We start from the raw sequence: 24,291 nt of genomic DNA, 5'->3' as shown, positions 1-24,291 counted from the left end.
GATATTCATGCCGGAACTGCCGGAAGTAGAAGGAGTGGTGCGGGATCTCGCACCGCTTGTGGAAGGACGGACGGTCAAACAGCTTTCAGTCTCGGATACCGTTGTGACGTCAAAATTAGCAGGAAAAGAAACAATCATTAAAGGCAAAACAGTGGAGGACTTTCTTCAGGGGATGGAGCAGATGCACATCGAGAAGATTGTCCGGCGCAGTAAATATATTTATTTTCATTTATTGAAAGACAGCCGTCCGCATTTGCTCGTCAGCCATTTAGGCATGACGGGCGCGTGGTTCGTCGTCAATTCTCCCGATGACATTACAGAAGACAAGTTTCGTAAACATGCCCATATTTTTTTGGAGATGGAAGACGGCGGTCTGCTCGTCTATTCGGACATACGCAGATTTGGCGAGATGCGTCTTTTACAGTCAGAAGAAGATTTTCCGCCGTTGCTGGATATGGCGCCGGAACCGTTTGCCGAAGAGGCGCTGGAACATTTTCTGTCTATGGCAGAATCGCCGAAATATAAAAAGAAGCCAATTAAAGAAGTGATTATGGACGGAAAAGTTATTTCAGGCTGCGGCAATATCTATGCGACGGAAGCTTTATTCCATATGAAAATTCATCCGGGGCGAGCGGCAGAACGAATCAGCAGAAAGCGGAAAATCCTGCTATTTGAAGAAATCGTGCGCGTGCTGCAGGAGAGCATTGATGCGGGAGGCAGTACGATATCAGATTACCGTTCGGTCAACGGCAATGCGGGAACGATGCAAGACCGATTGCATATGTATGGAAAAAAGATCTGTACTGTCTGCGGTAAGCCGACAAAGAGCAGGCAGATTGCGGGCAGGACATCTGTCTATTGCCCTGCTTGCCAAAAATAAGGAGTGGTAGGTATGATCATCGGGTTGACGGGCAGTATTGCAAGCGGAAAAAGTACGGTGGCAAATATGCTTCGCGAAAAAGGTTACCCTATTGTAGACGCAGATGTAATTGCCAGAGAAGTGGTAGAGCCGGGCAGCCCGCTTCTTGATCAGATTGCGCAGGCGTTCGGCAAACATGTGCTGCATCAAGACGGAACGCTTAACAGAGAGCAGCTTGGCGCCATTGTCTTTGGTGACGAAGAAAAACGCAAACAGTTGAACGAATTAATGCATCCGGCGATCAGAGGCAGAATGGTCAGTCAGAAAGAGGACTACCTGAAGCAAGGCTTTCAAACCGTCATTATGGACATCCCGTTACTCTTTGAAAGCAAATTGTATGACTACGTCGAGAAAATTCTCGTCGTTTCTGTGACAAAAGAACAGCAAAAGCAGCGCCTGATGGCACGCAACGGACTGACTGAAGCGGAAGCGGACGCAAGAATTGCTTCGCAGCTTGACATGCGCAGTAAGGAACAAGGGGCTGACAAAGTTATTTATAACAACGGAACGGTTGAAGAGTCGCGAATCCAGCTGGAAAAAATCCTTGATGACTGGCAAGCTATGCCCCGATAATTATTTTCTGCAAATAATTTATGAATAAATTGTGTATTAGTGTTGGCTTAATGATAAAATGTGTTATACTAATGAACGATTAAAGATAATAAGTATAACATACATGCAGGAGGATCCCTTTCATGACTACTAATATTGCAATTAACGGACTCGGACGTATTGGACGTATGGTGTTCCGCCAGATCATTAAGGAAGACGATGTTAATTTAGTTGCTGTAAATGCGACATATCCCGCAGAAACAATAGCACATCTCTTAAAATATGATTCAACACACGGTATTTTCGATGGTGACATTCAGGCAGAAGAAAACGCAATTATTGTAGACGGTAAACGTGTACAACTCGTTACAGAGCGCGACCCTTCAAAACTGCCTTGGAAAGAACTTGGTGTAGATATTGTCATCGAATCAACAGGCGTATTCAATTCACGTGATAAAGCGGCGCTTCATTTAGATTCGGGTGCGAAGAAAGTCATCTTGACTGCACCGGGCAAAGATGAAGATGTGACAGTAGTGATCGGCGTTAACGATGATAAACTGGACATTGAAAAACACAGCGTTATTTCTAATGCAAGCTGTACGACAAACTGTCTGGCACCGGTCGCAAAAGTATTGAATGATGAATTCGGTATTGTGAACGGCCTGATGACGACTGTCCATGCTTATACAAATGACCAGAAGAACCTTGATAATCCGCATAAAGATTTACGCCGCGCGCGTTCTTGCGGAGAATCCATCATTCCTACTTCTACAGGAGCAGCAAAAGCTTTGTCTCTTGTATTGCCTGAATTAGAAGGAAAGATTCATGGTCTGGCATTGCGTATCCCGACACCGAACGTTTCTCTTGTTGACCTGGTAGTGGACGTGGAAAAAGATGTAACGGTTGAAGAAGTAAACAACGCTTTCCGTAAAGCAGCTGAAGGATCAATGAACGGCATCCTTCGTTTCACTACAGAACCGCTTGTATCGATCGACTTCAACACGACAACAGAATCTGCCACACTTGACGGACTTTCAACAATAGTCATGGGCGACCGTAAAATCAAAGTACTTGCTTGGTACGACAACGAATGGGGCTATTCCGCACGCGTAGTGGAATTAGCAAAAAAAGTGGCTGCTGCTTTAGCAGACAAAGTAACTTCTTAATGAGTGATTCCGGCACTTCATCCTACAGGGTGGAGTGCTTTTCTATGTCCGCTTGTTGTTGTATGGACAGTTTCTGTTATAATGAAAAGTACTAATGAATATGCGGAGGAACTAACTATGTTATGTCCAGCTTGTCACTACAACGGAACACGTGTAATCGATTCACGGCCGGCCGAAGAAAACCGTTCCATTCGAAGAAGACGTGAATGTGAGAAATGTACTTTTCGTTTCACGACATTTGAAAAAGTAGAACATTCTCCATTAGTCGTCGTGAAGAAGGATAAGACACGGGAAGAATTCAGCGGCGAAAAATTATTGCGGGGCTTGATCCGGGCCTGTGAAAAACGTGCAGTTCCGATTGAAGAACTAAAAGATATTGTCACTTCTATTGAAAAAGAACTGAGAAGCTCGGGAAATGTTGAAATAGACTCCGAACAAGTCGGAGAGATGGTAATGGAACGTTTAGTGGATGTCGATGAAGTTGCTTATGTGCGCTTTGCTTCCGTCTATCGGCATTACAAAGACATCACCGTCTTTATAGATGAACTGCAGCAGCTGCAGAACAGAAAAGATCATGAAGAGTAAATGTTTGACCAGAAGGGGAGGCGATTGTTCAAATGCTTTATACAGAGTTGCAGCCTGTCGATTCCTTCGAAGTAAGATTAGCGCACCCTTTTTCCACATATGACCGGCAGATGCTTACATTATTCTATCAGCCGCTCATCGGACCTGAGGCGGTCAGTTTATTCATGACGCTCTGGTCAGATGCGGAAAGCAGAGAACCGCAAGAGCACAACCATTATTATCTAATGAATATGTCTTCTTTTCCGCTTCAAGCGATTTTTGAAGCACGGATTTCATTGGAAGCGATCGGATTATTGCGCACCTATAAGAAAAAAATAGAGCTGGAAAAGCGCTCATTTGTCTATGAATTACTGCCGCCGCTTGACGCGCATTCATTTTTCAATGATCCGCTCCTGTCTACATTTTTATTCAGTAAAATAGGCGAGCATCCATACCGCCAGTTGCGGAACCGTTTTCTCGAGGAACCAATGCCAATGGAAGAATATCAGGATATTTCACGTACATTTTTGGATGTATTTCAGCCGGCAAGAGGGGATCAGGCGATGGAAATGACCGCCGGAATGCAGTTTCAAGGGAAAACAGAGCCGCCCGGCATTCCATTTTATCAATCGGAATTTAACTTTGAGTTATTTTACAGCGGTCTTTCAGATCAAATGATTCCGAAAGCTTCGTTGCGGAGTATTTCTCGGGAAATGATTGCTATGCTGGCTTTCCTGTATTCATTAAGCGCGCTGGATATGCAAAAAGTCATTATGCTTTCTATAGATGAGAACCATCAGCTGACCGAAGAAAGAGTTCGGAAGGCAGCATTGGATTTTTACAAAATGAATACTTCGACAGAACCGCCTAAGCTGCAGCCTGTTTTCACTAATGCTGCACCGGCGGAAGAGCCAAAAGAACATATGAGCCGTGATGAAGAACTGCTGTATTATTTAGAACATACACCGCCTAAAGATATGCTGCGGAAAGTCAGCGGCAAAGAGCCTTTCCTTGTAGACGTTCAGCTTGCCGAACGATTGATCAACTTGCATAAATTCCCGGTAGGCGTAGTAAATGTGCTGCTCCAATATGTGATGATCCGCAATGACGGGAAAATCACCAACAGTTTTGTGGAGAGAATTGCTTCTCACTGGGCAAATAAACAAGTAAAAGATGCGAAAACAGCCCTTGAACTTTCGAGAAAAGAGCATGATCAATATATGAAGTGGCTTAAAGAAGGGAAAAAGCCAGCACCTGCAAAACGAAAAACAACCCGTGAGGAAAAAGTTCCTGAATGGTTTTCCAAGCGTGACAATAAAAAGAAAACATATGAACAACCTGCTGATTTCAATGTGGAAGAAGAGCGTAAGAAATTATTGAAAGAGTTGGGGATTCAAGAATCAGAGGTGAAATAATATGGAACGAATTGGTGACGCGATGAAACGGGTAGTCAATGCCCCTTCATTAACAAAAAAATATGAGGAGCTTCGAAGTGAAGTGTTGGAAGATCCGGCTGTCCAACAATTTATCGGTGAGCATGCGGATGAAGTGAATACAGAAGTCGTGGACCGAAGCCTCGGGAAGCTGTATGAATTCACAACAGCATCCCATGCATGTGAACGCTGTCCAAATCTTGCAGGCTGCATTAACGTCATGAAAGGCTTTGAACCTAAATTGGTGATCTCACAGCGCCTGATTGACCTTGACTACGTCGTCTGTCCAACGAAGCAGCTGGAAGACGAACGGCGCAATGTCTCTAAAATGGTCAGCAGCATGTATATGCCAAAAGAGGTAATGGAGGCGCGGTTGGCGGACGTCAATTTCACGTCAGAAAATAGCCGTGTCATCGTCATACGCGCAGCGAAAGACTTCCTGAATCATATCGATTCAACAGGAGAAGTGCCGGATCGCGGCTTCTATTTGTTCGGAAACTTTGGCATTGGAAAATCCTTTATTTTAGGTGCGTTAGCGAATGAATTGGCGACGAGACGGATTCAGACAGTAGTTGTTTATGTGCCGGAGTTTTTACGTGAAATGAAACAATCCATACAAAACCAGACGCTGGACGAAAAAGTGGAGTTTGTAAAACGCGCTCCTGTGCTCATGCTCGATGATATTGGGGCAGAAACGATGTCAACATGGACGCGTGATGAAGTGCTTGGCACGATACTGCAGTATCGTATGGCAGAAAAACTGCCGGTCTTTTTTACTTCCAACTTTGATTATGATGAACTGGAATATCATCTCACTACAAGCCAGCGCGGCGAAAAAGAGCCAATTAAGGCTGCCCGGATAATGGAAAGAATCCGTATGGTCAGCAAACCTTTCAGACTGGAAGGAGAAAATTGGCGGGATTGAAAAGCTGAAGTTTGATCCGATTGTTGAAAAATAAGAAAATACACTTGCAATTTCACTGAGACTTTTCTATACTATTACTCAGTTCAACTTAAATAAATTGTCAAAATGCATCGAAGAGGACAATAATTTATTGATCACCTTCCAGAGAGCAGGGGCCAGGCTGAAACCCTTGCAGGCAGAACATAAATTTACCACCTCCGAGCAGCATCAGTGAATAGAGTAGCTGATGACGGTAACGGCCCGTTAGCCGATCGAAAGCTTCGTCTTTTCGCCTATGCGAATAGAAGGAAGAAGGGTGGAACCACGAGCTCAAGCCTCGTCCCTTTAGGGATGAGGCTTTTTTGCGTTCAAAAAAAGAAAGGGAGTCATACAAATGGCAGAAAACATTCATTTAACATTTCCGGATGGAGCAGTAAAAGAATTTGAGAATGGCGTAACAACGGAAGAGATTGCAGGCTCCATCAGCCCCGGGCTGCGTAAGAGCGCACTGGCAGGGAAAATTGGAGATCGGCTGATTGATTTAACAACACCCATTCATGAAGATGGGGACATCAGCATTATCACTCCAACATCAGATGAAGCATTGGAAATCTTGCGCCACAGTACGGCTCACCTTCTGGCACAAGCCGTTAAACGCAAATTCCCTGATGCGAAACTCGGTATTGGTCCGGTCATCGAAAACGGATTTTACTATGATATCGATTCGCCTACACCTATTACTGCGGAAGATTTGCCTGAACTGGAAAAAGAAATGAAGCGTATCATCGGTGAAAATCTGCCGATCATCCGTCACGATGTTTCCCGTGAAGAAGCCAAAAAGCGTTTCGAGGAAATCGATGATGAATATAAATTGGAACTTCTTGAAGCAATTCCTGAAGGTGAGCAAGTATCAATTTACGAACAAGGCGAATTCTTCGACCTATGCCGCGGAATTCACGTGCCGTCTACAGGGAAGCTGAAAGAGTTCAAATTACTGAGTATTGCAGGCGCATACTGGAGAGGTAATTCCGACAACAAAATGCTTCAGCGAATCTACGGAACAGCGTTCTTCAAAAAAGACGAACTAAAAGAACATTTGCGTCTGTTGCAGGAAGCAAAAGAGCGTGACCACCGTAAAATCGGGAAAGAACTGAATCTATTCACGAACTCGCAAAAAGTCGGGCAAGGTTTACCGCTTTGGCTTCCTAAAGGCGCGACAATCCGCCGCGTAGTCGAGCGCTACATCGTTGATAAAGAAGAAAGACTGGGCTATCAGCACGTTTATACACCGGTACTTGGAAGTGTGGAACTGTACAAAACTTCAGGTCACTGGGATCACTATCAGGACGGCATGTTCCCTGCGATGAGCATGGACAATGAAGATCTGGTGTTGCGTCCTATGAACTGTCCGCATCATATGATGATATATAAAAATGGCATTCATTCTTATCGAAACTTGCCGCTTCGAATAGCTGAACTTGGCACTATGCACCGGTATGAAATGTCCGGAGCGCTTTCAGGTCTGCAGCGCGTGCGCGGAATGACATTGAATGATGCACATATTTTCGTGCGTCCTGATCAGATTAAAGAAGAATTTAAACGTGTAGTTAATTTGATTATTGAAGTATATAAAGATTTCAACATCAAGGATTATACGTTCCGTCTGTCTTATCGTGATCCGGAAGATACAACTAAATATTTTGATGACGATGAAATGTGGGAACGTGCACAAAAGATGCTGAAAGAAGCGATGGATGAGCTGGAGCTTCCGTATACAGAAGAAGAAGGCGAAGCAGCATTCTACGGTCCGAAACTGGACGTGCAGGTAAAGACAGCCATCGGTATGGAAGAAACTCTTTCTACTGCTCAGCTGGACTTCTTATTGCCGGAGCGTTTTGATCTCACGTACATCGGTGAAGACGGCAAGCAGCATCGCCCGGTTGTTATTCACAGAGGTGTCGTGTCAACGATGGAACGTTTCGTTGCCTTCCTGATCGAGGAATACAAAGGCGCATTCCCGACATGGCTGGCGCCGATTCAAGTGGAAGTTATCCCGGTTTCTCCGGAAGTTCACTTTGACTACGCAGATGATATCAGAGAAAAGCTAACGCAAGCAGGATTCCGTGTCGATGTGGACAGCCGCGAAGAGAAGATCGGTTATAAAATCCGTGAAGCACAAGTGCAGAAAGTTCCATACATGCTAGTTCTTGGAGACCGTGAAATGGAAGCGGGCGAAGTCAATGTGCGCAAATACGGTGAACAAAAATCCGTCAGCATGTCATTTGACGCGTTTATTGAAATGATCAAAGAAGACGTAAAGAAGGACTGACAGACAGGAACCTGCTTCGGTAGCCCGAAGCAGGTTTCCATAAGTTTTCCGCGTGAAATTGAAATTAACAGTTGCAATATAGTTCACTATGCGCTATACTTACAAAGTTGAAGAAATTCAGACAGTGCCAGTGCATCCAACAGCAGGAAATGTTATGCTGTTGACACACCATGCAATACATGATAATATTAATAAGGTTAAATGAATACAGTTTGTGGTATAAGAAGAGGCTACCCGCTTCTCACCTGATCGACGCAATGAAGTTGTTGCCAGGTTAGCACATAAGTGAATCTCTATGCATAGCAGGCATAGGTTACTTACGCGGGTAGACAAATACTATTTGTCTACTTTTTTTATTTCGTAAAATGGATGGACCTGTGGGACCTGAAGCCGGTATTTCCGGCGTACCCAAAACGTGTATTCACGAGACAATATTCGGAGGTGGATTACTATTAGCAAAGACATGTACGTAAATGACGGTATCCGGGCACGTGAGTTGCGATTAATTGATCACAACGGCGAACAGCTCGGTATCAAATCACGTAATGAAGCTTTAGAAATTGCTGCTCGAGTGAACCTGGACCTTGTTCTTGTTGCTCCACAAGCGAAGCCCCCAGTAGCTCGTGTTATGGACTATGGAAAGTTCAAGTTCGAACAGCAAAAGAAAGAGCGTGAAGTACGTAAAAATCAAAAAGTCATCAATGTCAAAGAAGTTCGGCTCAGCCCGACCATTGATGAGCATGATTTCCAAACGAAACTTCGTAACGGAATCAAATTCCTCGAAAATGGGGATAAGGTAAAAGCTTCGATTCGTTTCCGCGGCCGTGCAATTACGCACAAAGAAATTGGCCAACGAGTGCTGGATCGTTTCGCAGAAGCCTGCAAAGAAGTAGCAACTGTTGAAGTTAAACCAAAAATGGAAGGCCGGAGCATGTTCTTAATACTTGCACCGCTTGCCGAAAAACAGTAACACGAACAATTTAGGAGGAACAGAACATGCCAAAAATGAAAACTCACCGCGGTTCCGCGAAACGTTTCAAAAGAACTGGAACTGGTAAACTAAAGCGTGGCCGTGCTTACACAAGTCACCTTTTTGCAAACAAATCTACAAAGGCTAAGCGTCACTTACGCAAGTCTTCACTAGTTTCTTCAGGCGATTACAAGCGTATTCGTGAAATGCTAACAAACATGAAGTAATACCGAACACACACTTACAGGATAAGCAGGAGGTAATGCACTATGCCACGCGTAAAAGGTGGAACAGTAACGCGCAAGCGTCATAAAAAAGTATTGAAATTAGCAAAAGGTTATTTTGGTTCAAAACATAGACTTTATAAGGTAGCTAACCAACAGGTAATGAAATCTTATAACTATGCATACCGTGACCGTCGTCAGAAAAAACGGGATTTCCGTAAACTATGGATTACACGCATCAACGCGGCTGCTCGTATGAATGGTCTTTCATACAGCACATTAATGCACGGCTTGAAAGTAGCTGGCATCGATGTTAACCGTAAAATGCTTGCAGATCTTGCAGTGACAGATGCACAAGCATTTGCACAGCTTGCAGAAACTGCAAAGAAATCTGTAGCAAAATAAGATGAACCAAAATCCGCTTTCGTTTTCATTCTTATATGGAAATGAAGGTGGATTTTTTCGTATGGAGGAATGGCTGCAATGGCGCAAACTCTATTGATCTACATGGCGGTTCTGTCCGTCTGGGCATTTGTCGCTATGGGATATGATAAACGGCAGGCGCAAAAGAAAAACCAGCGGATACCCGAACGAAATCTCTGGCTGCTTGCTTTACTCGGCGGGGGAGTGGGAGCCTATTTCGGTATGCAGGTTTTTCATCATAAAACGAGAAAAACCCATTTTCGCATCGGATTTTTACTTCTCGCTATGATGGACATTGTCATCGTGCTTGCAATCTATGGCGTGAAGTTGCCGTCTGCCGGCTTATTCTGAGGAATTCGAGTAAAAAACGGAAATAGCGGCTGAGGCTATTTCCGTAAAAGTCAAGATTTCATTAATTGTTCGATCGGATTCTTCCAGTTGATTTCAGCATGCGGATAATACGTTTGAACTTCTGTTTCGAGAAAATGAAAGTCTTCTTTTGTCATACCTTGCAGTTTCGACTCATTTTTTACCCAAATGAAAATGGAAACTACATCGAATGAATCAGTCGTAGTACCCAGATATTTCTCGCCTTCAAACATCGCGCCTTTATACGTGATGAAAAAGTTTTTACGGATGTTTTTATTGTCATCATAAAAATAATACTGTCCTTTTTCATACGCTTCATCTAACTTACGTTTAGCATCTGTCAAATAGCGGATTCCCGCATAAAATAAGTAAATGACAAGTGCCAGAATGAATACGCGAATTAATAAAACCATGAAATCAGCTCCTGCTAATGGTATAGTACAGTACTATACGGATGAGCAGTCTGTAAAGTTTCACTTTTAGTACATGTTGGAGGGAATTCAGATGAAATTACATCAATTGTTTGAAATGCAGCGGGCACTCGATACATACATTCAACAAAATCATCAGACGAATGAAACGTTCGCGGAAAGAGGACTGGCATTATTAGTCGAACTTTCCGAACTTGCCAATGAGACACGCTGCTTTAAGTTCTGGAGCACCAAAGGGCCTTCTGCTGAAGATGTCGTTCTGGAGGAATACGTGGACTCGATCCATTTCTTGCTGTCATTGGGCATTGAGAAAGGCTATGACGGATTGGAAGAATGGCCGGCAAGTCCGCTGCAAGAACAAAATCTTACGCAATTATTCATCCAGACAAGCCATTCTATTCATGCCTTTTTAGACTCGCTGACATTGGATGATTACAAAACGATTTGGGTTCACTACGGTGCGCTCGCCAAGACGCTTGGATTCACTGAAGATCAGATTATTCAGGCGTATATCGATAAAAATGAAGAAAACTATGCGCGTCAGAAAAGCGGCTACTAATTGGTACAGCTAGCTTGCCGGCGATTTGAACAGAAAATGCATTTCATATAAAAATTAATTGACAACCAGGCTATTTTGATAATAATATTAATACATTACAGGGTACACAGGGGGTATTTCGTTGAACGAATGGAGTAAGGATGATTTTGGATTGCGTTTGAAAGCGCTGAGAGAACGCCGCGGACTTTCGATGATGGCATTTGGAGCGGCAATCGGTACGTCTGCCAGCCGAATTAAAGATTGGGAGCGCGGCAAAAACGCACCGTCTGCAGCATGGATCGCTAAAATTTCAGAGCGGTTCTCTGTTTCTACTGATGAATTGATTATGGGTGAGGTGACATTTACACCGTATTTCAAAGCAACAGGCAATACAGTGGAATCTCTCTATGATCGTCTTCGTGAAACGATGAATGTTGAATCCTCCGGAAATTGGCCGTCGGAAACTGATGAATTATATACAGAAATCGACACAGTGAATAAAGAGAAGTACCGCAGCGGAAAAGGCCGCCGTTTGGCTGAAAAAGAGCTGATGGAATTGGTCATCCGCCTGCCTAAAAAAGATGTACTCGAATTATTGGAATTAGCTAAATATAAAAGACGCACTTTATGACACAATGATGCTACGGCTCATTGTGTTTTTTTGCATGGCATACCCAGTCAAATAAATTGAAATGTAGGAATATACGATGAAATACGGTATGATAGTACCGAAGATCATTGCAGGAAGGATGAGTGGATTGAAGGCATTTGTTCATAAAAATGGTGAATTACAATATACAGATATTGCAGACCCTAAGGCTGGTGCAGGGGAAGTGGTTGTTGCACTGAAGACAGCGGGTCTGAACCGGCGCGATACAGGATTGCCCGCACGCCGCGGGAATGCTGCAGAACCTCTCGTTCTGGGCTCAGATGGTGCGGGCACTATTGAAGCAATAGGCCAGGATGTAACCGGATGGAACGTGGGGGATGAAGTAATTATTAACCCGTCTCTCCGCTGGTACGAAAAGAGTGACGCGCCGTCTGCCGAATTTGATATTCTCGGTTTGCCTGATCACGGCACGTTTGCTGAAAAAATTTCTATCTCCGCAGAGCAGCTGGAAAAGAAGCCATCTTATCTGACGTGGGAAGAGTCTGCGGCAGTTGCGCTGGCGGGATTGACAGGTTATCGCGCGCTTGTGACGAAAGGGCAGATTCAGGAAGGGCAGACAGTGTTCATTCCGGGCGCAGGAAGCGGTGTCGCCACGTACATGATTCAGTTTGCGAAGAAACTTGGGGCACGGGTAATTGTTTCATCAAGAAGTGAAGAAAAAAGAGAGCATGCGAAAACGATTGGCGCGGATTTGGCGATTGATACAAATAGCGACTGGCTGGAAGAATTAAAGAATGAACATGTAGATCTCGTCATAGAGAGCGTGGGAAGAGCCACGTTTAATCGCTCGCTCGAAATTCTGAAGCAAGGCGGCCGCATAGTCGTCTTCGGCGCAACAACAGACGATACTGTTGAACTGAATTTACGGAAATTTTTCTATGGCCAATATACAATGCTCGGCACAACGATGGGAAGCCGTGAAGAATTACGGGATATGCTGGCTTTTATGGATGAACATCAGATTCATCCTGTGATTGATTCTGTGATCCCACTGGAGCAGGCGGACAAAGCATTTGCTAAATTGGGCGACAGTATGCAATTTGGAAAAATCATTTTGAACATTATGCAATAAATAATAGATCCGGAACAGAAAGGCAGTGGGAGCAGTGACAGAACGGGTAAAAACACTGACAGATTTAGAAATTGCTTCAAAAGCGACAATGCAGCCAATCGAGAAAATAGCAGAAAAAGCGGGAATCCCGTTGGATGCACTGGAGTTATACGGAAAATATAAAGCGAAAATTAATGTGAATCTCATTCCCAAGCAGTCTGAGCAGGCAAAAGTAATTCTCGTTACCGCGACAAGCCCTACACCGGCTGGAGAAGGGAAATCAACGGTAACTGTAGGTCTTGGAGATGCACTTTCCCGTTTAGGAAAGAAAACGATGGTGGCATTGCGCGAGCCTTCACTCGGGCCGGTAATGGGTATTAAAGGCGGAGCGACAGGCGGCGGATTCTCACAAGTTTTGCCAATGGAAGATATCAATCTGCATTTCACAGGCGATCTGCATGCGATCACTACAGTTAACAACGCGCTGAGTGCGTTAATTGACAATCATCTTCATCAGGGAAATCTATTGAACATTGATCCGCGCAGAATTACATGGAAACGTGTCATGGATATGAATGACCGTGCACTGCGTCATGTAACGGTCGGTTTAGGCGGTCCGTCACAGGGGATTCCCCGTGAAGACGGTTTCGATATTACCGTAGCGTCAGAGATCATGGCGGTGTTCTGTCTCGCAACCAGTCTGCAAGATTTGAAAGAGCGTCTGTCTGATATTGTGATTGGCTATACGTATGACAAAGAAGCAGTCACTGTCCGTGAGCTTGGCGTAGAAGGCGCGTTAACTCTGTTATTAAAAGATGCATTTATGCCAAACATTGTCCAAACTATTGAAGGCACTCCTGCTTTAATTCATGGCGGTCCCTTTGCGAATATTGCCCATGGCTGCAACTCGCTGATTGCAACAAATACTGCGCGTAATCTGGCAGACTTTGTTGTGACGGAGGCGGGCTTCGGTTCCGATCTGGGCGCTGAGAAGTTTATGGACATTAAAGCGCGCAAAGGCAATTTCAAGCCTGATGCAGTGGTTCTCGTGACGACAATCCGTGCGCTGAAAATGCATGGCGGCGTGGCCAAACAAGATTTGAAAGCAGAGAACAGTGAGGCAACAGAAAAAGGCTTAGTTAATTTGGAGAAACATGTGGAAACGATTCGGGCATTCGGCGTGCAGCCTGTCGTCGCGCTCAATCATTTCGTGGGGGATTCTGAAGCGGAATTGCAGAAAGTCCAAAAATGGTGCGAAGACAATAGAATTAAAATGGCTATGACAGATGTCTGGCAAAACGGCGGTGCAGGCGGGGAAGCGCTGGCTAAAGAAGTATTGAAAGTCATCGATGAGCCGAATAATTTTGCACCGATCTATGAAGTGGAACAATCTGTGGAAGAAAAAGTGACTGCCATTGTTCAAAAAGTATACGGCGGGTCAGGTGTGGTGTTTACTGATCAGGCGAAGAAAGATTTGGCGGAGATCAAAAAGAATGGCTGGGATTTACTTCCCGTCTGTATGGCTAAGACACAATACTCATTCTCGGATGATCCGAAAAAGCTGGGCCGTCCGACAGACTTTTTCATTACAGTCCGAAGCATTCTGCCGAAATTAGGGGCTGGCTTCCTCGTCTGTTTAACCGGAGACATCATGACGATGCCGGGTCTGCCAAAGCAGCCTGCTGCTTTGAAAATGGATGTGGATCAGGATGGGAATGCTCAAGGGCTAATGTGATTTTTCCCGTGACATAACAAGTTGATCAAAAATGAAAATAAAACCAAAAGCAAAGAGTCCTTGAGACTTTTTGCTTTTTCTTATCGGAAAAAGGCTTGCGAAAAAGTAAAATATTATCTATAAAACAGGTTCCAATGAACTACTATGTGATATACTTTTAACAGATGTTTTCAATTGATGAAAAGAAGAAGGGGTGCCGTAAAGTGGGCAAAAATTTTCGTATAAAGTTAACTGGCATCCTCATATGCTTTACGCTCCTTTTATCGCTGATTATCATTACAGCGGATTATGTACGACTAAAAAAGAATGTGGAAACCAATTTAGAAATACAGGTTCAGATGGCAGAAGACGAGATTATTACCAGTCTGGCCACCATTGATAAAGTATATAATGTCCTTGACGTTGAACGCGCAGCGAGTATGGAAGAATACTCCGAGACATTGATTGCACTCTACGAAAGACAGCCTGACTTCTCCACATGGGACTTTGCTGCATTGAAAGAGCAAAGCGGCATGGATGTATTTATTATCGATGAAAATAATGAAGTGATCGAAAGCAGCTATACACCGGACATTGGGTTGAATTTTAATGAATGCTGCCGTAAATTCAGCTCGCTGTTGACAGAACGCAGAAAACTAGGTATTTTCTCTCATGATGCACTGGACATTCATCAAGATACCGGGACCTTTAAGAAATTCAGTTATATGCCGACGCCTGACAAAAAATATCTTATAGAGCTTGGCTACTATCTGGAAGACAAACTAGTATATAAAGAGTTCAACTTCATTGACACGATGCATCGTCTGGAAGAAGAAAACGAGCAGATTAAATCGGTGAATGTATATAACTATTTAGGATTACTGCTTGGTGACAGAGGTGCAGGTAAAGAAGAAACGATTAATCCATCAAGAAAACCCATTTTTACGGAAGCATATAAGAAGTTTGAAACAAAAGAAATTACAGCAAAAGAAAACGGCCAAACATTAACATACCGGTACATACCGTATAAAGCAGATGCAGTGCCCGGTCTGTCTGCGAATCGCGTAGTGGAAATTGCGTATTATGATATACCGGTTTCTGATCTGCTGAAATCTTATCGCAGCCAGTTCATTTTTCAAACGGTAAGTATCATTATTTTCACAATCATTCTGTCTGTCGTCTTGGCAAGAATGATCGCCAGGCCCGTCCATCTGGCTTTCCATGATGTATTGACCGGTTTGAAGAACCGGGCGGCCTTTGAAGATACGGCTGTGCAATGGCTGCGGCAGAAAAAAGGGCCGCTGCAATTCATGATCATTGATTTGGATAATTTCAAATCCGTCAATGATTCATTGGGGCATGGAGAAGGCGATAAATTATTGGTGAAAGCTGCCAAAATTATCGATAAAGAAAGCGGGAAAGATCATCTGGCTGCCAGAATCGGCGGCGATGAATTTGTTGTGCTGTTCTCACGTGTAACTGAAGAACAAGTAATGAAGTGTGCTGACAGTATGCTTGAATCGATGCGAAAGTCTTTTGCCTATTTACAAAAGGAAGAGATTCATTTATCTATCAGTATCGGGATAGCCACTGCAGAAAAGAAAGATACGATTCATACACTGTATCGTAAAGCCGATGTAGCATTGTATCAGTCAAAGAAGAAAGGGAAGGATCAGTATTCTTTCTACGAACCAGTTAAAAGATAAAAAAGGATGTGCAGAAAGTCATGTGATCATGACGATCGTGCACATCCTTTTTTTATTAAATGAAGGCAAAAAATCTTGTTGTCAATCATCCAGTCATGTATAAAGTCTGTAATGGATTCAACTGTGCCTTCTTCAAAAGGGGATTTCAAGTGAGCGGTTTTGATAAGCTCCAAGAATGATTTAGAGCCGCCTAATGCACAAAGCTCTAAGTAATCTTTCCATGCACCTTCAAAATCTTCTAATGAACGCTGCCAAAATTGGAAGGCGCAAATTTGTGCCAATGCATAATCAATATAGTAAAACGGCACTTCATAAATATGACCCTGTCTCTGCCAAAAGCCGCCTTGTTCCAAATACGGGTGGCCATCGTAATCCCGCAGCGGTAAATAAGTAGTCTCAAGCTCTTTCCAGACCGCTTTTCGCTCAGCCGGTGTTAGCTCCGGCTGATCATAAATACGCTGCTGGAACTCATCGACTGCTGTTCCGTACGGCAAAAACAATACTCCTCCCAGCAGGTGGGCGTAGCGGTACCGGTCGGCATCACTGCCGAAAAACAGGTCCATCCAGTGCCAGGTGAAAAATTCCATGCTCATGGAATGTATTTCCGCTGCTTCACTTGTCGGCCAAATATATTCGGGAATCCCGATGGAACGGCTGGAATACACTTGGAACGCGTGGCCCGCCTCATGTGTCAGGACATCGATGTCTCCGGAAGTGCCGTTGAAATTCGAGAAGATGAACGGGGAATCGTAATTCTCGATAAATGTGCAATACCCGCCTGCTTCCTTGCCTTTTTTCGCCACAAGATCCAACAGATTTTTGCGCTTCATATAATCAAAAAAGCGGCCGGTTTCCCGTGACAGTTCCTGATACATTTTCTGCCCGTTTTCTAGAATCCATTCAGGTGATCCTTTTGGCTTTGGATTACCTTCCGGATAATGCAGCGGTTCATCATAGAACTTCATCTGCGCTACGCCGATTCTCCGGCTTTGCATCGCGCGGATTTTCTCGGTCAGCGGAACGACAGACGTCCGGATTTGTCTGCGGAAATTTTCGACCATCTCTGCATCATAACCGATTCGGTTCATCCGCACGTATCCGAGTTCCGTAAAGTTTTTAAATCCAAGAGTCACAGCAATTTTATGGCGGACAGCTACAAGCTGATCGAATATACGGTCGAACTGTTCTTCGTTTGCCGCGAAAAAGTCAGCTGAAGCATTCATCGCTTCCTTTCTGACAGCACGGTTCAAGGATTCTTTATAGGGGCCAAGCTGTGCTAATGTCAGTGTCTCGCCGCGGAAATCAATTTGTGCAGAAGCGACGAGTTTAGCGTATTCGGATATGAGTTTATTCTCTTGCTGCAAGAGCGGCAGAACTTCATCTGAATAGGAACGGATCGCGTTCTCAGCCAGGTGAAAGAGCTGCGAGCCCCATTTTTCTTCAAGCTGTGAACGGAATGGTGTGGCAATTAGCGCCTTATAATATGAACTTTGCAGCGCCTGGAATTGCGGGCCTATTTCATCAAAATAATCGCGTTCCTGCTGATAGAACGTATCATTTGTATCAATTGATGAACGGATATACATAATATTTTCCTGTGTGCTGTAATCACTCGTCAGACTATTTAGCTGCTGAATGACAGCAGATTGTTGTTCAAATGAATGTGCTTGTTCAAACTGTGCAAGTGCAGAGGTAAACTCGGCTGTCAGATTTTCGATATTCGGGCGAGTATACTCATAATCTTCAAAAGTAAGCATTGTACTCCTCCTCGTTTGGATAGATGGTGTGTATTCCTTCATTTTCCGGCAACCTATACCGAAAAGCAAACTATTTACCGAAAATGGCGTTCATAAATTGCCACAATCTTATGAAATGATGTAGGATAGAGAGAGTAAACTCTTAGTGAGCGGGAAGAAGGAGAAGTTGAATGCAAATAGTAAATGGTACAGTAGAGGAATTAATCGATCCAACAGGCATTATCGAAGGTCAGCGCTACGAAGTTCTTTTGACAGTGAAAGTAGATGAAGAAGATGAACTGTTTAATGAAGAGGGCACTGGCTTACGAATGCTGTATTCTGTGAAAGACGGTCAGCGCAAAATGCTTACATACCAATTTTATGAATTGGCTACGGGAAGTCCGTTCGATGTAGAATGGGACGAAGAAGAGCAGGCGGCCGCAGAGCAGTATTGCACAGATCTTTTTCCTGAATTGTAAATACAAAATAGATGTAATTCCCTTTCAAATGGTGGATAATATACTAGAGGAACATAAGTGGTACACCCCATAGCTTTGTACTAAAGATTAATTATAGGAGTGTTTTAGATGAATCAAGAAATAGTGGATATTACGATTATCGGCGGAGGTCCAACAGGATTATTTTCTTCGTTCTATGCAGGTATGCGTGAGATGTCTGTAAAAATTATTGATAGCTTACCGCAGCTTGGCGGCCAATTAATCGAGCTATATCCTGATAAATACATTTATGATGTAGGCGGTTTTCCGAAAATTTTGGCGAAGGATTTAGTGGCAAACCTTGTGACGCAAGCACATTATGCAAAACCTGAAATTTGCCTGGGTGAAGCTGCACTTTCTGTTGAAAAGAAAGACGATCATTTCGTTTTGACAACGGACAAAGGACAGCATCTGACCCGCACAATTCTATTAACTGCCGGAATCGGCGCGTTCCAGCCCCGAAAAATTGGTTTGAAAGAAGAACCTGATTTTGAAGGGAAGACATTACACTATGGTATTAAAGACTTGTCACTGTTTAAAGATCAGAACATCCTAGTCTGCGGCGGAGGCGATTCTGCACTGGACTGGGCGCTGATGCTTGAGAATATTGCAAGCCAAGTAACACTTGTTCACCGCAGAGAGCGTTTCACTGCCCATGAAACAAGCGTCAATCAGTTACACGCTTCGACAGTGAATGTATTGACTTCTCATGCTGTAAGCGAGCTGCGCGGTGATGGAGATGCAATAGAAAAAGTGGTATTGAAAGAAAAAGACGGCAGCGTAAAAGAGCTGGAATTCGATCATGTAGTCGTTAACTATGGTAATATTTCTTCACTTGGACCGTTGAAAGAATGGGGCTTGGACATGGATCGTAATTCGATTGTTGTCAACTCCCGCATGGAAACGAATATTGAAGGAATATATGCAGCAGGCGATGTGACAACATACGACGGCAAAGTGAAGTTGATTGCAGTAGGTATGGGCGAAGCGCCGGTTGCGATCAGCCACGCAAAGGCATATCTTGATCCAAAAGCAAGAGTGCAGCCGCTGCACAGCACGAGTATATTCGGTTAATAGAATACAGAACACCCTGTATGGAATTGATTCTTCCATACAGGGTGTTTTTTGATCAGTTTATTGTTTTGTCGGATCTGCTACTTTTACCAGCAGTTTGCCGAGATTCTTTCCTTCAAACAGCCCGAGGAATGCTTCCGGAATATTTTCAAAACCTTCTACTATTGTCTCTTCATATGTCAGTTTTCCTTCTGCCAGCCATTTGCCCAGATCAGCCGCTCCTTTCGCAAAGTCTGCAGAATAATCTCCTACCGTGAAGCCCTTCATCAGCGCGCTCGTTTTGATCATCTGCGATTGAAGACGCGGACCGCTGTCCTCCTCTTTGTTATAAGAAGAAATAGCCCCGCACAGTGCAATGCGCGCATGCTTGTTCAACAGCGTAAACACCGCATCAGTAACCTCGCCGCCTACATTATCGAAGTACACATCTACGCCGTCAGCTGCCGCTTTTTTCAGATCATCTTCAAAACTGTCCAGCTTGTAATTGACTGCTTCATCAAATCCCAGTTCATTTTTCAGATAATTAATTTTCTCCTGTGAGCCTGCAATTCCAATGACAGAAGCACCTTTCATTTTAGCAATTTGTCCAACTGCTGAACCGACTGCACCCGCGGCACCGGATACGACGACAGTTTCACCTTTTTGCGGTCTGCCGATGTCCAGTAAGCCAAAGTATGCGGTAAGACCTGTCATACCGAGAATTCCTAAGTGCGTTGTGACCGGAGCAATATTCGGGTCGATTTTACGGACATCCTTTTCGGAAACCGCAGTATACTCAGCCCAGTTAAGGTTGCCGACGACCAGGTCACCTGCCTGAAATGCCTCTGAATTTGACGCGGCAATTTCACCTACCACACCGCCGGTAATAGCTTCATGAAGTTTGAAAGGCGGAATATAAGACTTTGCGTCCATCATTCTGCCGCGCATATACGGATCGACTGAAACGTAAAGCGTGCGCACAAGTACCTCATTGTTTTTAATAACAGGAATTGGTTTCTCTACAAAATCAAACGTTTCCATTGTCGGCAATCCTTTAGGCCGGCTGGCTAAATGAATTTCTCTCTGAGTTTTTTCTGTCATGTTAATTCCTCCTGTTAATCTATAATGTACTAGAAGATAGCGAACTAACTAAAAGTAAGCTTATTAAATAGGGTACTAGCCGGAAGTAGTGATGTCAATTAATTGCACTGAAGTATCTTGCTTTTCCATATCAGATTATAACTGGTCATAATAAAATTATTCAAAATATGATTTATGTGGACATTTTCTTTACATCACCGTACAGTAGATACGTAGACTTTCAGGAAATCAATAACTTATCCGTAAAGGAGCTAACCAGATGAAAAAGGTTTTGGTTGTGGAAGACGAACAGTCAATTGCTACTCTTTTGCAATACAACTTGGAGCAGGCAGGATATACCGTATACATCGCACGGGATGGCAATACGGCGATTTCGATGACACGTTCTGAAAAACCGGATGTACTGCTTCTCGACATTATGCTGCCGGGGGTGGATGGTATGGATGTATGCAAGACACTGCGTCAAGAAAAAATCCATACTCCGATTTTAATGCTGACTGCGAAAGGTGATGAATTCGACAAGGTTCTTGGACTGGAACTTGGCGCGGATGATTATCTGACAAAGCCGTTTAGTCCAAGAGAAGTGCTTGCCCGAGTGAAAGCTCTTTTACGCAGAACGGAGCTGCAGGATTCTGTTCAAGAAATAGAATCAAAATCGGAACCAGAACTCCGGGCCGGAAATCTATTACTCCATCCCGACCGAATCGAAGCCTTCCTGGACGGAGAGCTTTTAGAACTGACACCGAAAGAGTTTGAGCTGCTGTTCTACCTGATGCGGCACTCGGGTAAAGTTCTTCACCGTGAGCAATTATTGAATGCGATATGGAATTATGACTACACAGGGGATTCACGTATTGTAGACGTTCATATCAGTCATTTGCGGGAAAAGATTGAACCCGACACAAAACGGCCTGTTTATATTAAGACGGTCAGAGGTTTCGGTTATAAATTTGAAGATGTGATCAACTGAATACACCGAATACATACTACGGCTGCAGACGAATCCAATAACGGATCCGATCGGCAGCCTTTTTTCTATACACCTTCTTTACATAACCTTTACGTTTCCTCTATCAGCCCTTAATATTCATTGATTATAGTAAAGGAGCAAGAGGACGAGAGTTACTACTAAAAATAGAAAACCTAGGGGGCGCAGTGATGAAAAAGCGTAAACGTATTACTTTATTGGCATTTGCTTTACTATCTGCAGGGGTGATTGCAGCTTGCAGCAGTACGAATGCAGATGAAAGTGAGAAAGAAGAAACGAGTCAGGCCGCAGAGCCGATCATGGCAGTAGGTTCAAGTGCAATGCAGCCATTGGTCGAAGCTGCTGCCCAACAATATACGAAAGAGAATCCAGGTTCAGTGATCAGCGTACAAGGCGGCGGCAGCGGCACTGGATTAAGTAAGATCAGCGAAGACGCAGTGGATATCGGGAACTCAGACATTTTCGCTGAAGAAAAAGAAGGTGTGGATGCCGGAAGTTTAGTGGACCACAAAGTTGCTGTTGTGGGTATGGGACCTGTAAGTCATCCAGAGACGGGAGTAGATGATATCACAACTGAAGAATTAATTGGTATCTTTACAGGAAAAATTAAAAACTGGAAAGAGCTTGGCGGAATTGATCAGGAAATCATTGTCATCAATCGTGCAAAAGGGTCCGGGACACGCGCAACTTTTGAAGCATTTGCTTTGCAGGGGAAAGAACCAATCGATGCGCAGGAGCGAGATTCATCTGGCACGGTACGCAAGATTGTCAGTGAGACACCGGGGGCGATCAGCTACTTAGCATTCTCCTATTTCGACGAAACAACCACAGCTCTGCAAGTTAACGGTGTGACACCTAACCGTAAAAATGTCGAATCGAACGAATGGGAAATATGGGCGTATCAGCATATGTATACAAATGGCGAAGCAACAGGCCTGGCTAAAGAATTGATTGACTATATACTGTCAGATGAAATACAGGAAACATTGCTTGTTGAAATGGATTACTTGCCAGTAACAGGTATGAAGGTGGAACGGGATGCGGAAGGATCAATCATGAAAAAATGATCATATCCAATCAATTTCTGCGAGTTTGAAAGGAGTGCAGATGATGGCTAAAATGATGAAAGAGATGGAACATCCATTATATAAAAAAAGCGGTAAAATACGCACGGGACGAATAGGCAAATGGATAACATTCCTCTCTGTTGCCCTTACGGCAGCCATCACAGCAGCAATACTGTTTCTGGTGTTTTCAAAAGGACTGGCAACATTCATTACAAATGACGGCAGTGTGAAAGATTTTTTTACTGGCACAGCTTGGAACCCGGCGGAAGTAAATTCCTTCGGTAAGCCCATTATTGGGGCGCTGCCATTTTTATTAGGTTCACTGGCTGTCACTGGACTGTCTGCTCTGATTTCGGGACCACTTGCGATCGGCGCTGCAATATTTATGAGCGAGATTGCACCCCGTGGCGGAAAAAGAATTATGCAGCCGGTGATTGAGCTGTTAGTAGGAATTCCTTCTGTTGTCTATGGATTTATAGGATTAAGCGCGGTTGTTCCATTTTTACGTAATATGTTTCCAGGCAGCGGCTTCGGAATTGCAGCGGGCACTATTGTGTTGTCTGTCATGATTTTACCGACAGTCACGAGTCTGGCGCTGGATGCTATTCAGTCGGTTCCCCGCTCGTTACGGGAAGCATCGTTGGCACTGGGCTCAACCAGGTGGCAAATGATCTGCAAAGTCGTATTAAAAACAGCGAAGCCTGGTCTGATGATGGCCGTAATTTTTGGTATGGCCCGCGCATTCGGCGAAGCACTGGCTGTACAGATGGTCATTGGGAACGCCTCTGTGATTCCGCATTCACTGTTTGAACCAGCATCTACTGTAACGAGTATCTTAACGATGGGAATGGGCTATACCGTTATGGGACAAGTGGAAAATAATGCACTCTGGTCCTTAGCGCTTGTGCTGTTAATCATGTCCCTAATTTTTACAATCACTGTCCGAGTGGCTGGAAAGGGGAGAGTGCGATAATGTCCGCCAAGATGAAAGATCAACTGGCAACGGCAGGGTTATATTGTATAGTGGGCATCATTATCACCATTTTAGCCGGGCTGCTCGGATTTGTTTTTGTAAGAGGGATTCCGCAGCTTAGCTGGCAGTTCATTACCTCTCCTCCACAAGTTTTTAAAGAAGGCGGGGGAGTGGGGCCTCAGCTGTTCAATTCCTTTTATTTACTTGTATTGACACTGATGATTTCTATACCGATTGCTATCGGTGCGGGGATTTATTTAGCGGAATATGCGAAAGATCATTGGACAATCCGCTGTATTCGTGTACTGATTGAAGTGCTGTCTTCTCTGCCTTCCATAGTCGTAGGATTGTTCGGCTTTCTATTTTTCGTTTTGTATATGGACTGGGGTTTTTCGATTTTATCAGGTGCCTTTACACTATCGGTATTTAATCTGCCATTACTTGTTCGGGTTGTGGAACAGTCGATTACTAACGTGCCGAAATCACAGCGCGAGGCAGGCTGGGCGCTCGGTTTTTCAAGTTGGGAAACGATTACGACAATCGTACTTCCTGCCGCTCTGCCTGGTATCGTAACGGGTGTTATTCTGGCATCTGGCCGTGTATTTGGTGAAGCGGCTGCACTGATTTATACAGCCGGAATGAGTACACCGATTATAGACTTCACCAATTGGAATCCGCTGTCTGCAACTTCTCCACTGAATCCATTCAGACCGGCTGAAACGATGGCTGTTCATATTTGGAAGATTAATGGAGAAGGTATTATGCCGGATGCAGCTGCTGTCTCTGATGGTGCAGCAGCTTTGCTGATCATTTCGATTTTATTTTTTAATATCACATCACGTATTATCGGAAGTTTATTGTGTAAAAAAATGAGTGCAAATTAAGAGGAGGATTCCCATGCAATCAGTTGCTT

The 24,291-nt window shown here is 44.0% G+C and carries 25 protein-coding genes and 2 other annotated features; of the genes, 22 read left to right on the top strand and 3 right to left on the bottom strand.

Features of this window, described 5'->3' with window-relative positions; all coding sequences use genetic code 11:
• The first annotated feature begins 7 nt into the window (after positions 1 to 7).
• From mutM to SporoP33_RS02175, 11 genes are all read left to right on the top strand, one after another.
• Positions 8 to 880, top strand: coding sequence for a bifunctional DNA-formamidopyrimidine glycosylase/DNA-(apurinic or apyrimidinic site) lyase (mutM, locus tag SporoP33_RS02225; RefSeq protein WP_081242231.1), 873 nt, complete (start codon positions 8 to 10; stop codon positions 878 to 880).
• Between the two features lie 12 nt (positions 881 to 892).
• Positions 893 to 1,492, top strand: a complete 600-nt coding sequence (coaE, locus tag SporoP33_RS02220) for a dephospho-CoA kinase (RefSeq protein WP_081242230.1) — start codon at positions 893 to 895, stop codon at positions 1,490 to 1,492.
• Positions 1,493 to 1,614: 122 nt separating this feature from the next.
• On the top strand, positions 1,615 to 2,637 hold the full coding sequence (locus SporoP33_RS02215; protein WP_081242229.1) for a glyceraldehyde-3-phosphate dehydrogenase: 1,023 nt from the start codon (positions 1,615 to 1,617) through the stop codon (positions 2,635 to 2,637).
• Positions 2,638 to 2,754: 117 nt separating this feature from the next.
• The gene (nrdR, locus tag SporoP33_RS02210) at positions 2,755 to 3,222 is read left to right on the top strand and encodes a transcriptional regulator NrdR (RefSeq protein ID WP_081242228.1); all 468 of its coding nucleotides are present in this window, start codon (positions 2,755 to 2,757) and stop codon (positions 3,220 to 3,222) included.
• Between the two features lie 32 nt (positions 3,223 to 3,254).
• On the top strand, positions 3,255 to 4,616 hold the full coding sequence (locus SporoP33_RS02205; RefSeq protein WP_081242227.1) for a replication initiation and membrane attachment family protein: 1,362 nt from the start codon (positions 3,255 to 3,257) through the stop codon (positions 4,614 to 4,616).
• Between the two features lies 1 nt (position 4,617).
• Positions 4,618 to 5,559 (top strand): primosomal protein DnaI, encoded by a 942-nt coding sequence (gene dnaI, locus SporoP33_RS02200; RefSeq protein WP_081242226.1) that lies wholly within the window; start codon positions 4,618 to 4,620, stop codon positions 5,557 to 5,559.
• Positions 5,560 to 5,660: 101 nt separating this feature from the next.
• Positions 5,661 to 5,886 (top strand) — a binding site (T-box leader).
• 46 nt (positions 5,887 to 5,932) lie between these two features.
• Entirely contained in the window at positions 5,933 to 7,867 is a 1,935-nt protein-coding gene (gene thrS / locus SporoP33_RS02195; RefSeq protein ID WP_081242225.1) for a threonine--tRNA ligase, read from the top strand.
• 215 nt (positions 7,868 to 8,082) lie between these two features.
• Positions 8,083 to 8,229: a sequence feature (ribosomal protein L20 leader region), on the top strand.
• 101 nt (positions 8,230 to 8,330) lie between these two features.
• Positions 8,331 to 8,837 carry a translation initiation factor IF-3 gene (infC, locus tag SporoP33_RS02190; RefSeq protein ID WP_143565457.1) on the top strand — a complete coding sequence of 169 codons (507 nt, stop codon included), beginning with the start codon at positions 8,331 to 8,333 and terminating at the stop codon, positions 8,835 to 8,837.
• Between the two features lie 26 nt (positions 8,838 to 8,863).
• On the top strand, positions 8,864 to 9,064 hold the full coding sequence (gene rpmI / locus SporoP33_RS02185) for a 50S ribosomal protein L35 (RefSeq protein ID WP_029052909.1): 201 nt from the start codon (positions 8,864 to 8,866) through the stop codon (positions 9,062 to 9,064).
• Between the two features lie 42 nt (positions 9,065 to 9,106).
• On the top strand, positions 9,107 to 9,466 hold the full coding sequence (gene rplT / locus SporoP33_RS02180; RefSeq protein WP_081242223.1) for a 50S ribosomal protein L20: 360 nt from the start codon (positions 9,107 to 9,109) through the stop codon (positions 9,464 to 9,466).
• A 78-nt stretch (positions 9,467 to 9,544) separates the two neighbouring features.
• On the top strand, positions 9,545 to 9,835 hold the full coding sequence (locus tag SporoP33_RS02175) for a DUF1294 domain-containing protein (protein ID WP_081242222.1): 291 nt from the start codon (positions 9,545 to 9,547) through the stop codon (positions 9,833 to 9,835).
• A 50-nt stretch (positions 9,836 to 9,885) separates the two neighbouring features.
• On the opposite strand, the gene SporoP33_RS02170 is transcribed toward SporoP33_RS02175, so the two are convergent.
• Positions 9,886 to 10,266, bottom strand: a complete 381-nt coding sequence (locus SporoP33_RS02170) for a sigma-w pathway protein ysdB (protein ID WP_081242221.1) — start codon at positions 10,264 to 10,266, stop codon at positions 9,886 to 9,888.
• 91 nt (positions 10,267 to 10,357) lie between these two features.
• Here SporoP33_RS02170 and SporoP33_RS02165 point away from each other — a divergent pair, with 91 nt between their 5' ends.
• The 5 genes from SporoP33_RS02165 (at position 10,358) to SporoP33_RS02145 (ending at position 15,963) form a co-directional block, all read left to right on the top strand.
• Complete coding sequence (locus SporoP33_RS02165; protein WP_081242220.1) at positions 10,358 to 10,843, top strand: dUTP diphosphatase; 486 nt, start codon at positions 10,358 to 10,360, stop codon at positions 10,841 to 10,843.
• A gap of 121 nt (positions 10,844 to 10,964) precedes the next feature.
• Positions 10,965 to 11,453, top strand: coding sequence for a helix-turn-helix domain-containing protein (locus tag SporoP33_RS02160; RefSeq protein ID WP_158233600.1), 489 nt, complete (start codon positions 10,965 to 10,967; stop codon positions 11,451 to 11,453).
• A 127-nt stretch (positions 11,454 to 11,580) separates the two neighbouring features.
• The gene (locus SporoP33_RS02155) at positions 11,581 to 12,564 is read left to right on the top strand and encodes a zinc-binding dehydrogenase (protein ID WP_081244725.1); all 984 of its coding nucleotides are present in this window, start codon (positions 11,581 to 11,583) and stop codon (positions 12,562 to 12,564) included.
• A gap of 88 nt (positions 12,565 to 12,652) precedes the next feature.
• Entirely contained in the window at positions 12,653 to 14,278 is a 1,626-nt protein-coding gene (locus SporoP33_RS02150) for a formate--tetrahydrofolate ligase (RefSeq protein WP_231293325.1), read from the top strand.
• A 203-nt stretch (positions 14,279 to 14,481) separates the two neighbouring features.
• Positions 14,482 to 15,963 carry a GGDEF domain-containing protein gene (locus tag SporoP33_RS02145; RefSeq protein ID WP_196796834.1) on the top strand — a complete coding sequence of 494 codons (1,482 nt, stop codon included), beginning with the start codon at positions 14,482 to 14,484 and terminating at the stop codon, positions 15,961 to 15,963.
• Between the two features lie 26 nt (positions 15,964 to 15,989).
• On the opposite strand, the gene SporoP33_RS02140 is transcribed toward SporoP33_RS02145, so the two are convergent.
• The gene (locus SporoP33_RS02140; RefSeq protein WP_081242216.1) at positions 15,990 to 17,720 is read right to left on the bottom strand and encodes a M3 family oligoendopeptidase; all 1,731 of its coding nucleotides are present in this window, start codon (positions 17,718 to 17,720) and stop codon (positions 15,990 to 15,992) included.
• A gap of 170 nt (positions 17,721 to 17,890) precedes the next feature.
• Here SporoP33_RS02140 and SporoP33_RS02135 point away from each other — a divergent pair, with 170 nt between their 5' ends.
• Together SporoP33_RS02135 and SporoP33_RS02130 are read left to right on the top strand one after the other, a co-directional pair.
• A complete protein-coding gene (locus SporoP33_RS02135) occupies positions 17,891 to 18,178 on the top strand; it encodes a DUF6509 family protein (protein WP_081242215.1) in 288 nt (95 codons plus the stop codon).
• A gap of 108 nt (positions 18,179 to 18,286) precedes the next feature.
• Positions 18,287 to 19,270 (top strand): NAD(P)/FAD-dependent oxidoreductase, encoded by a 984-nt coding sequence (locus SporoP33_RS02130; RefSeq protein ID WP_081242214.1) that lies wholly within the window; start codon positions 18,287 to 18,289, stop codon positions 19,268 to 19,270.
• A 60-nt stretch (positions 19,271 to 19,330) separates the two neighbouring features.
• Here the strand turns inward: SporoP33_RS02130 and SporoP33_RS02125 are convergent, their stop codons facing one another.
• The gene (locus SporoP33_RS02125) at positions 19,331 to 20,350 is read right to left on the bottom strand and encodes an NADP-dependent oxidoreductase (protein ID WP_081242213.1); all 1,020 of its coding nucleotides are present in this window, start codon (positions 20,348 to 20,350) and stop codon (positions 19,331 to 19,333) included.
• Between the two features lie 259 nt (positions 20,351 to 20,609).
• On the opposite strand from SporoP33_RS02125, the gene SporoP33_RS02120 reads away from it, so the two are divergent.
• From SporoP33_RS02120 to pstA, 4 genes are all read left to right on the top strand, one after another.
• Complete coding sequence (locus SporoP33_RS02120) at positions 20,610 to 21,320, top strand: response regulator transcription factor (RefSeq protein ID WP_081242212.1); 711 nt, start codon at positions 20,610 to 20,612, stop codon at positions 21,318 to 21,320.
• A gap of 188 nt (positions 21,321 to 21,508) precedes the next feature.
• Positions 21,509 to 22,405, top strand: coding sequence for a phosphate ABC transporter substrate-binding protein PstS family protein (locus SporoP33_RS02115; protein WP_081242211.1), 897 nt, complete (start codon positions 21,509 to 21,511; stop codon positions 22,403 to 22,405).
• Between the two features lie 25 nt (positions 22,406 to 22,430).
• Positions 22,431 to 23,378, top strand: coding sequence for a phosphate ABC transporter permease subunit PstC (gene pstC, locus SporoP33_RS02110; RefSeq protein WP_369821948.1), 948 nt, complete (start codon positions 22,431 to 22,433; stop codon positions 23,376 to 23,378).
• Complete coding sequence (gene pstA / locus SporoP33_RS02105; protein WP_081242210.1) at positions 23,378 to 24,262, top strand: phosphate ABC transporter permease PstA; 885 nt, start codon at positions 23,378 to 23,380, stop codon at positions 24,260 to 24,262. The genes pstC and pstA overlap by 1 nt, the downstream gene beginning before the upstream one ends.
• The last annotated feature ends 29 nt before the right edge of the window (positions 24,263 to 24,291 follow it).

It is taken from the genome of Sporosarcina sp. P33, from assembly GCF_002077155.1.
Lineage (GTDB): Bacteria > Bacillota > Bacilli > Bacillales_A > Planococcaceae > Sporosarcina.
This window is presented reverse-complemented; position numbering and strand designations above follow the sequence as displayed.

Bases quoted from the DNA above. Each gene is read 5' to 3' on its own strand.
- thrS (WP_081242225.1), top strand. From the start codon at position 5,933: ATGGCAGAAAACATTCATTTAACATTTCCGGATGGAGCAGTAAAAGAA.
- SporoP33_RS02175 (WP_081242222.1), top strand. From the start codon at position 9,545: ATGGCGCAAACTCTATTGATCTACATGGCGGTTCTGTCCGTCTGGGCA.
- nrdR (WP_081242228.1), top strand. From the start codon at position 2,755: ATGTTATGTCCAGCTTGTCACTACAACGGAACACGTGTAATCGATTCA.
- rplT (WP_081242223.1), top strand. From the start codon at position 9,107: ATGCCACGCGTAAAAGGTGGAACAGTAACGCGCAAGCGTCATAAAAAA.
- SporoP33_RS02125 (WP_081242213.1), bottom strand. From the start codon at position 20,350: ATGACAGAAAAAACTCAGAGAGAAATTCATTTAGCCAGCCGGCCTAAA.
- SporoP33_RS02165 (WP_081242220.1), top strand. From the start codon at position 10,358: ATGAAATTACATCAATTGTTTGAAATGCAGCGGGCACTCGATACATAC.
- infC (WP_143565457.1), top strand. From the start codon at position 8,331: ATGTACGTAAATGACGGTATCCGGGCACGTGAGTTGCGATTAATTGAT.
- dnaI (WP_081242226.1), top strand. From the start codon at position 4,618: ATGGAACGAATTGGTGACGCGATGAAACGGGTAGTCAATGCCCCTTCA.
- SporoP33_RS02135 (WP_081242215.1), top strand. From the start codon at position 17,891: ATGCAAATAGTAAATGGTACAGTAGAGGAATTAATCGATCCAACAGGC.
- coaE (WP_081242230.1), top strand. From the start codon at position 893: ATGATCATCGGGTTGACGGGCAGTATTGCAAGCGGAAAAAGTACGGTG.
- pstA (WP_081242210.1), top strand. From the start codon at position 23,378: ATGTCCGCCAAGATGAAAGATCAACTGGCAACGGCAGGGTTATATTGT.
- mutM (WP_081242231.1), top strand. From the start codon at position 8: ATGCCGGAACTGCCGGAAGTAGAAGGAGTGGTGCGGGATCTCGCACCG.
- SporoP33_RS02205 (WP_081242227.1), top strand. From the start codon at position 3,255: ATGCTTTATACAGAGTTGCAGCCTGTCGATTCCTTCGAAGTAAGATTA.
- SporoP33_RS02120 (WP_081242212.1), top strand. From the start codon at position 20,610: ATGAAAAAGGTTTTGGTTGTGGAAGACGAACAGTCAATTGCTACTCTT.
- SporoP33_RS02150 (WP_231293325.1), top strand. From the start codon at position 12,653: ATGCAGCCAATCGAGAAAATAGCAGAAAAAGCGGGAATCCCGTTGGAT.
- SporoP33_RS02130 (WP_081242214.1), top strand. From the start codon at position 18,287: ATGAATCAAGAAATAGTGGATATTACGATTATCGGCGGAGGTCCAACA.
- SporoP33_RS02115 (WP_081242211.1), top strand. From the start codon at position 21,509: ATGAAAAAGCGTAAACGTATTACTTTATTGGCATTTGCTTTACTATCT.
- SporoP33_RS02215 (WP_081242229.1), top strand. From the start codon at position 1,615: ATGACTACTAATATTGCAATTAACGGACTCGGACGTATTGGACGTATG.
- SporoP33_RS02170 (WP_081242221.1), bottom strand. From the start codon at position 10,266: ATGGTTTTATTAATTCGCGTATTCATTCTGGCACTTGTCATTTACTTA.
- rpmI (WP_029052909.1), top strand. From the start codon at position 8,864: ATGCCAAAAATGAAAACTCACCGCGGTTCCGCGAAACGTTTCAAAAGA.
- SporoP33_RS02140 (WP_081242216.1), bottom strand. From the start codon at position 17,720: ATGCTTACTTTTGAAGATTATGAGTATACTCGCCCGAATATCGAAAAT.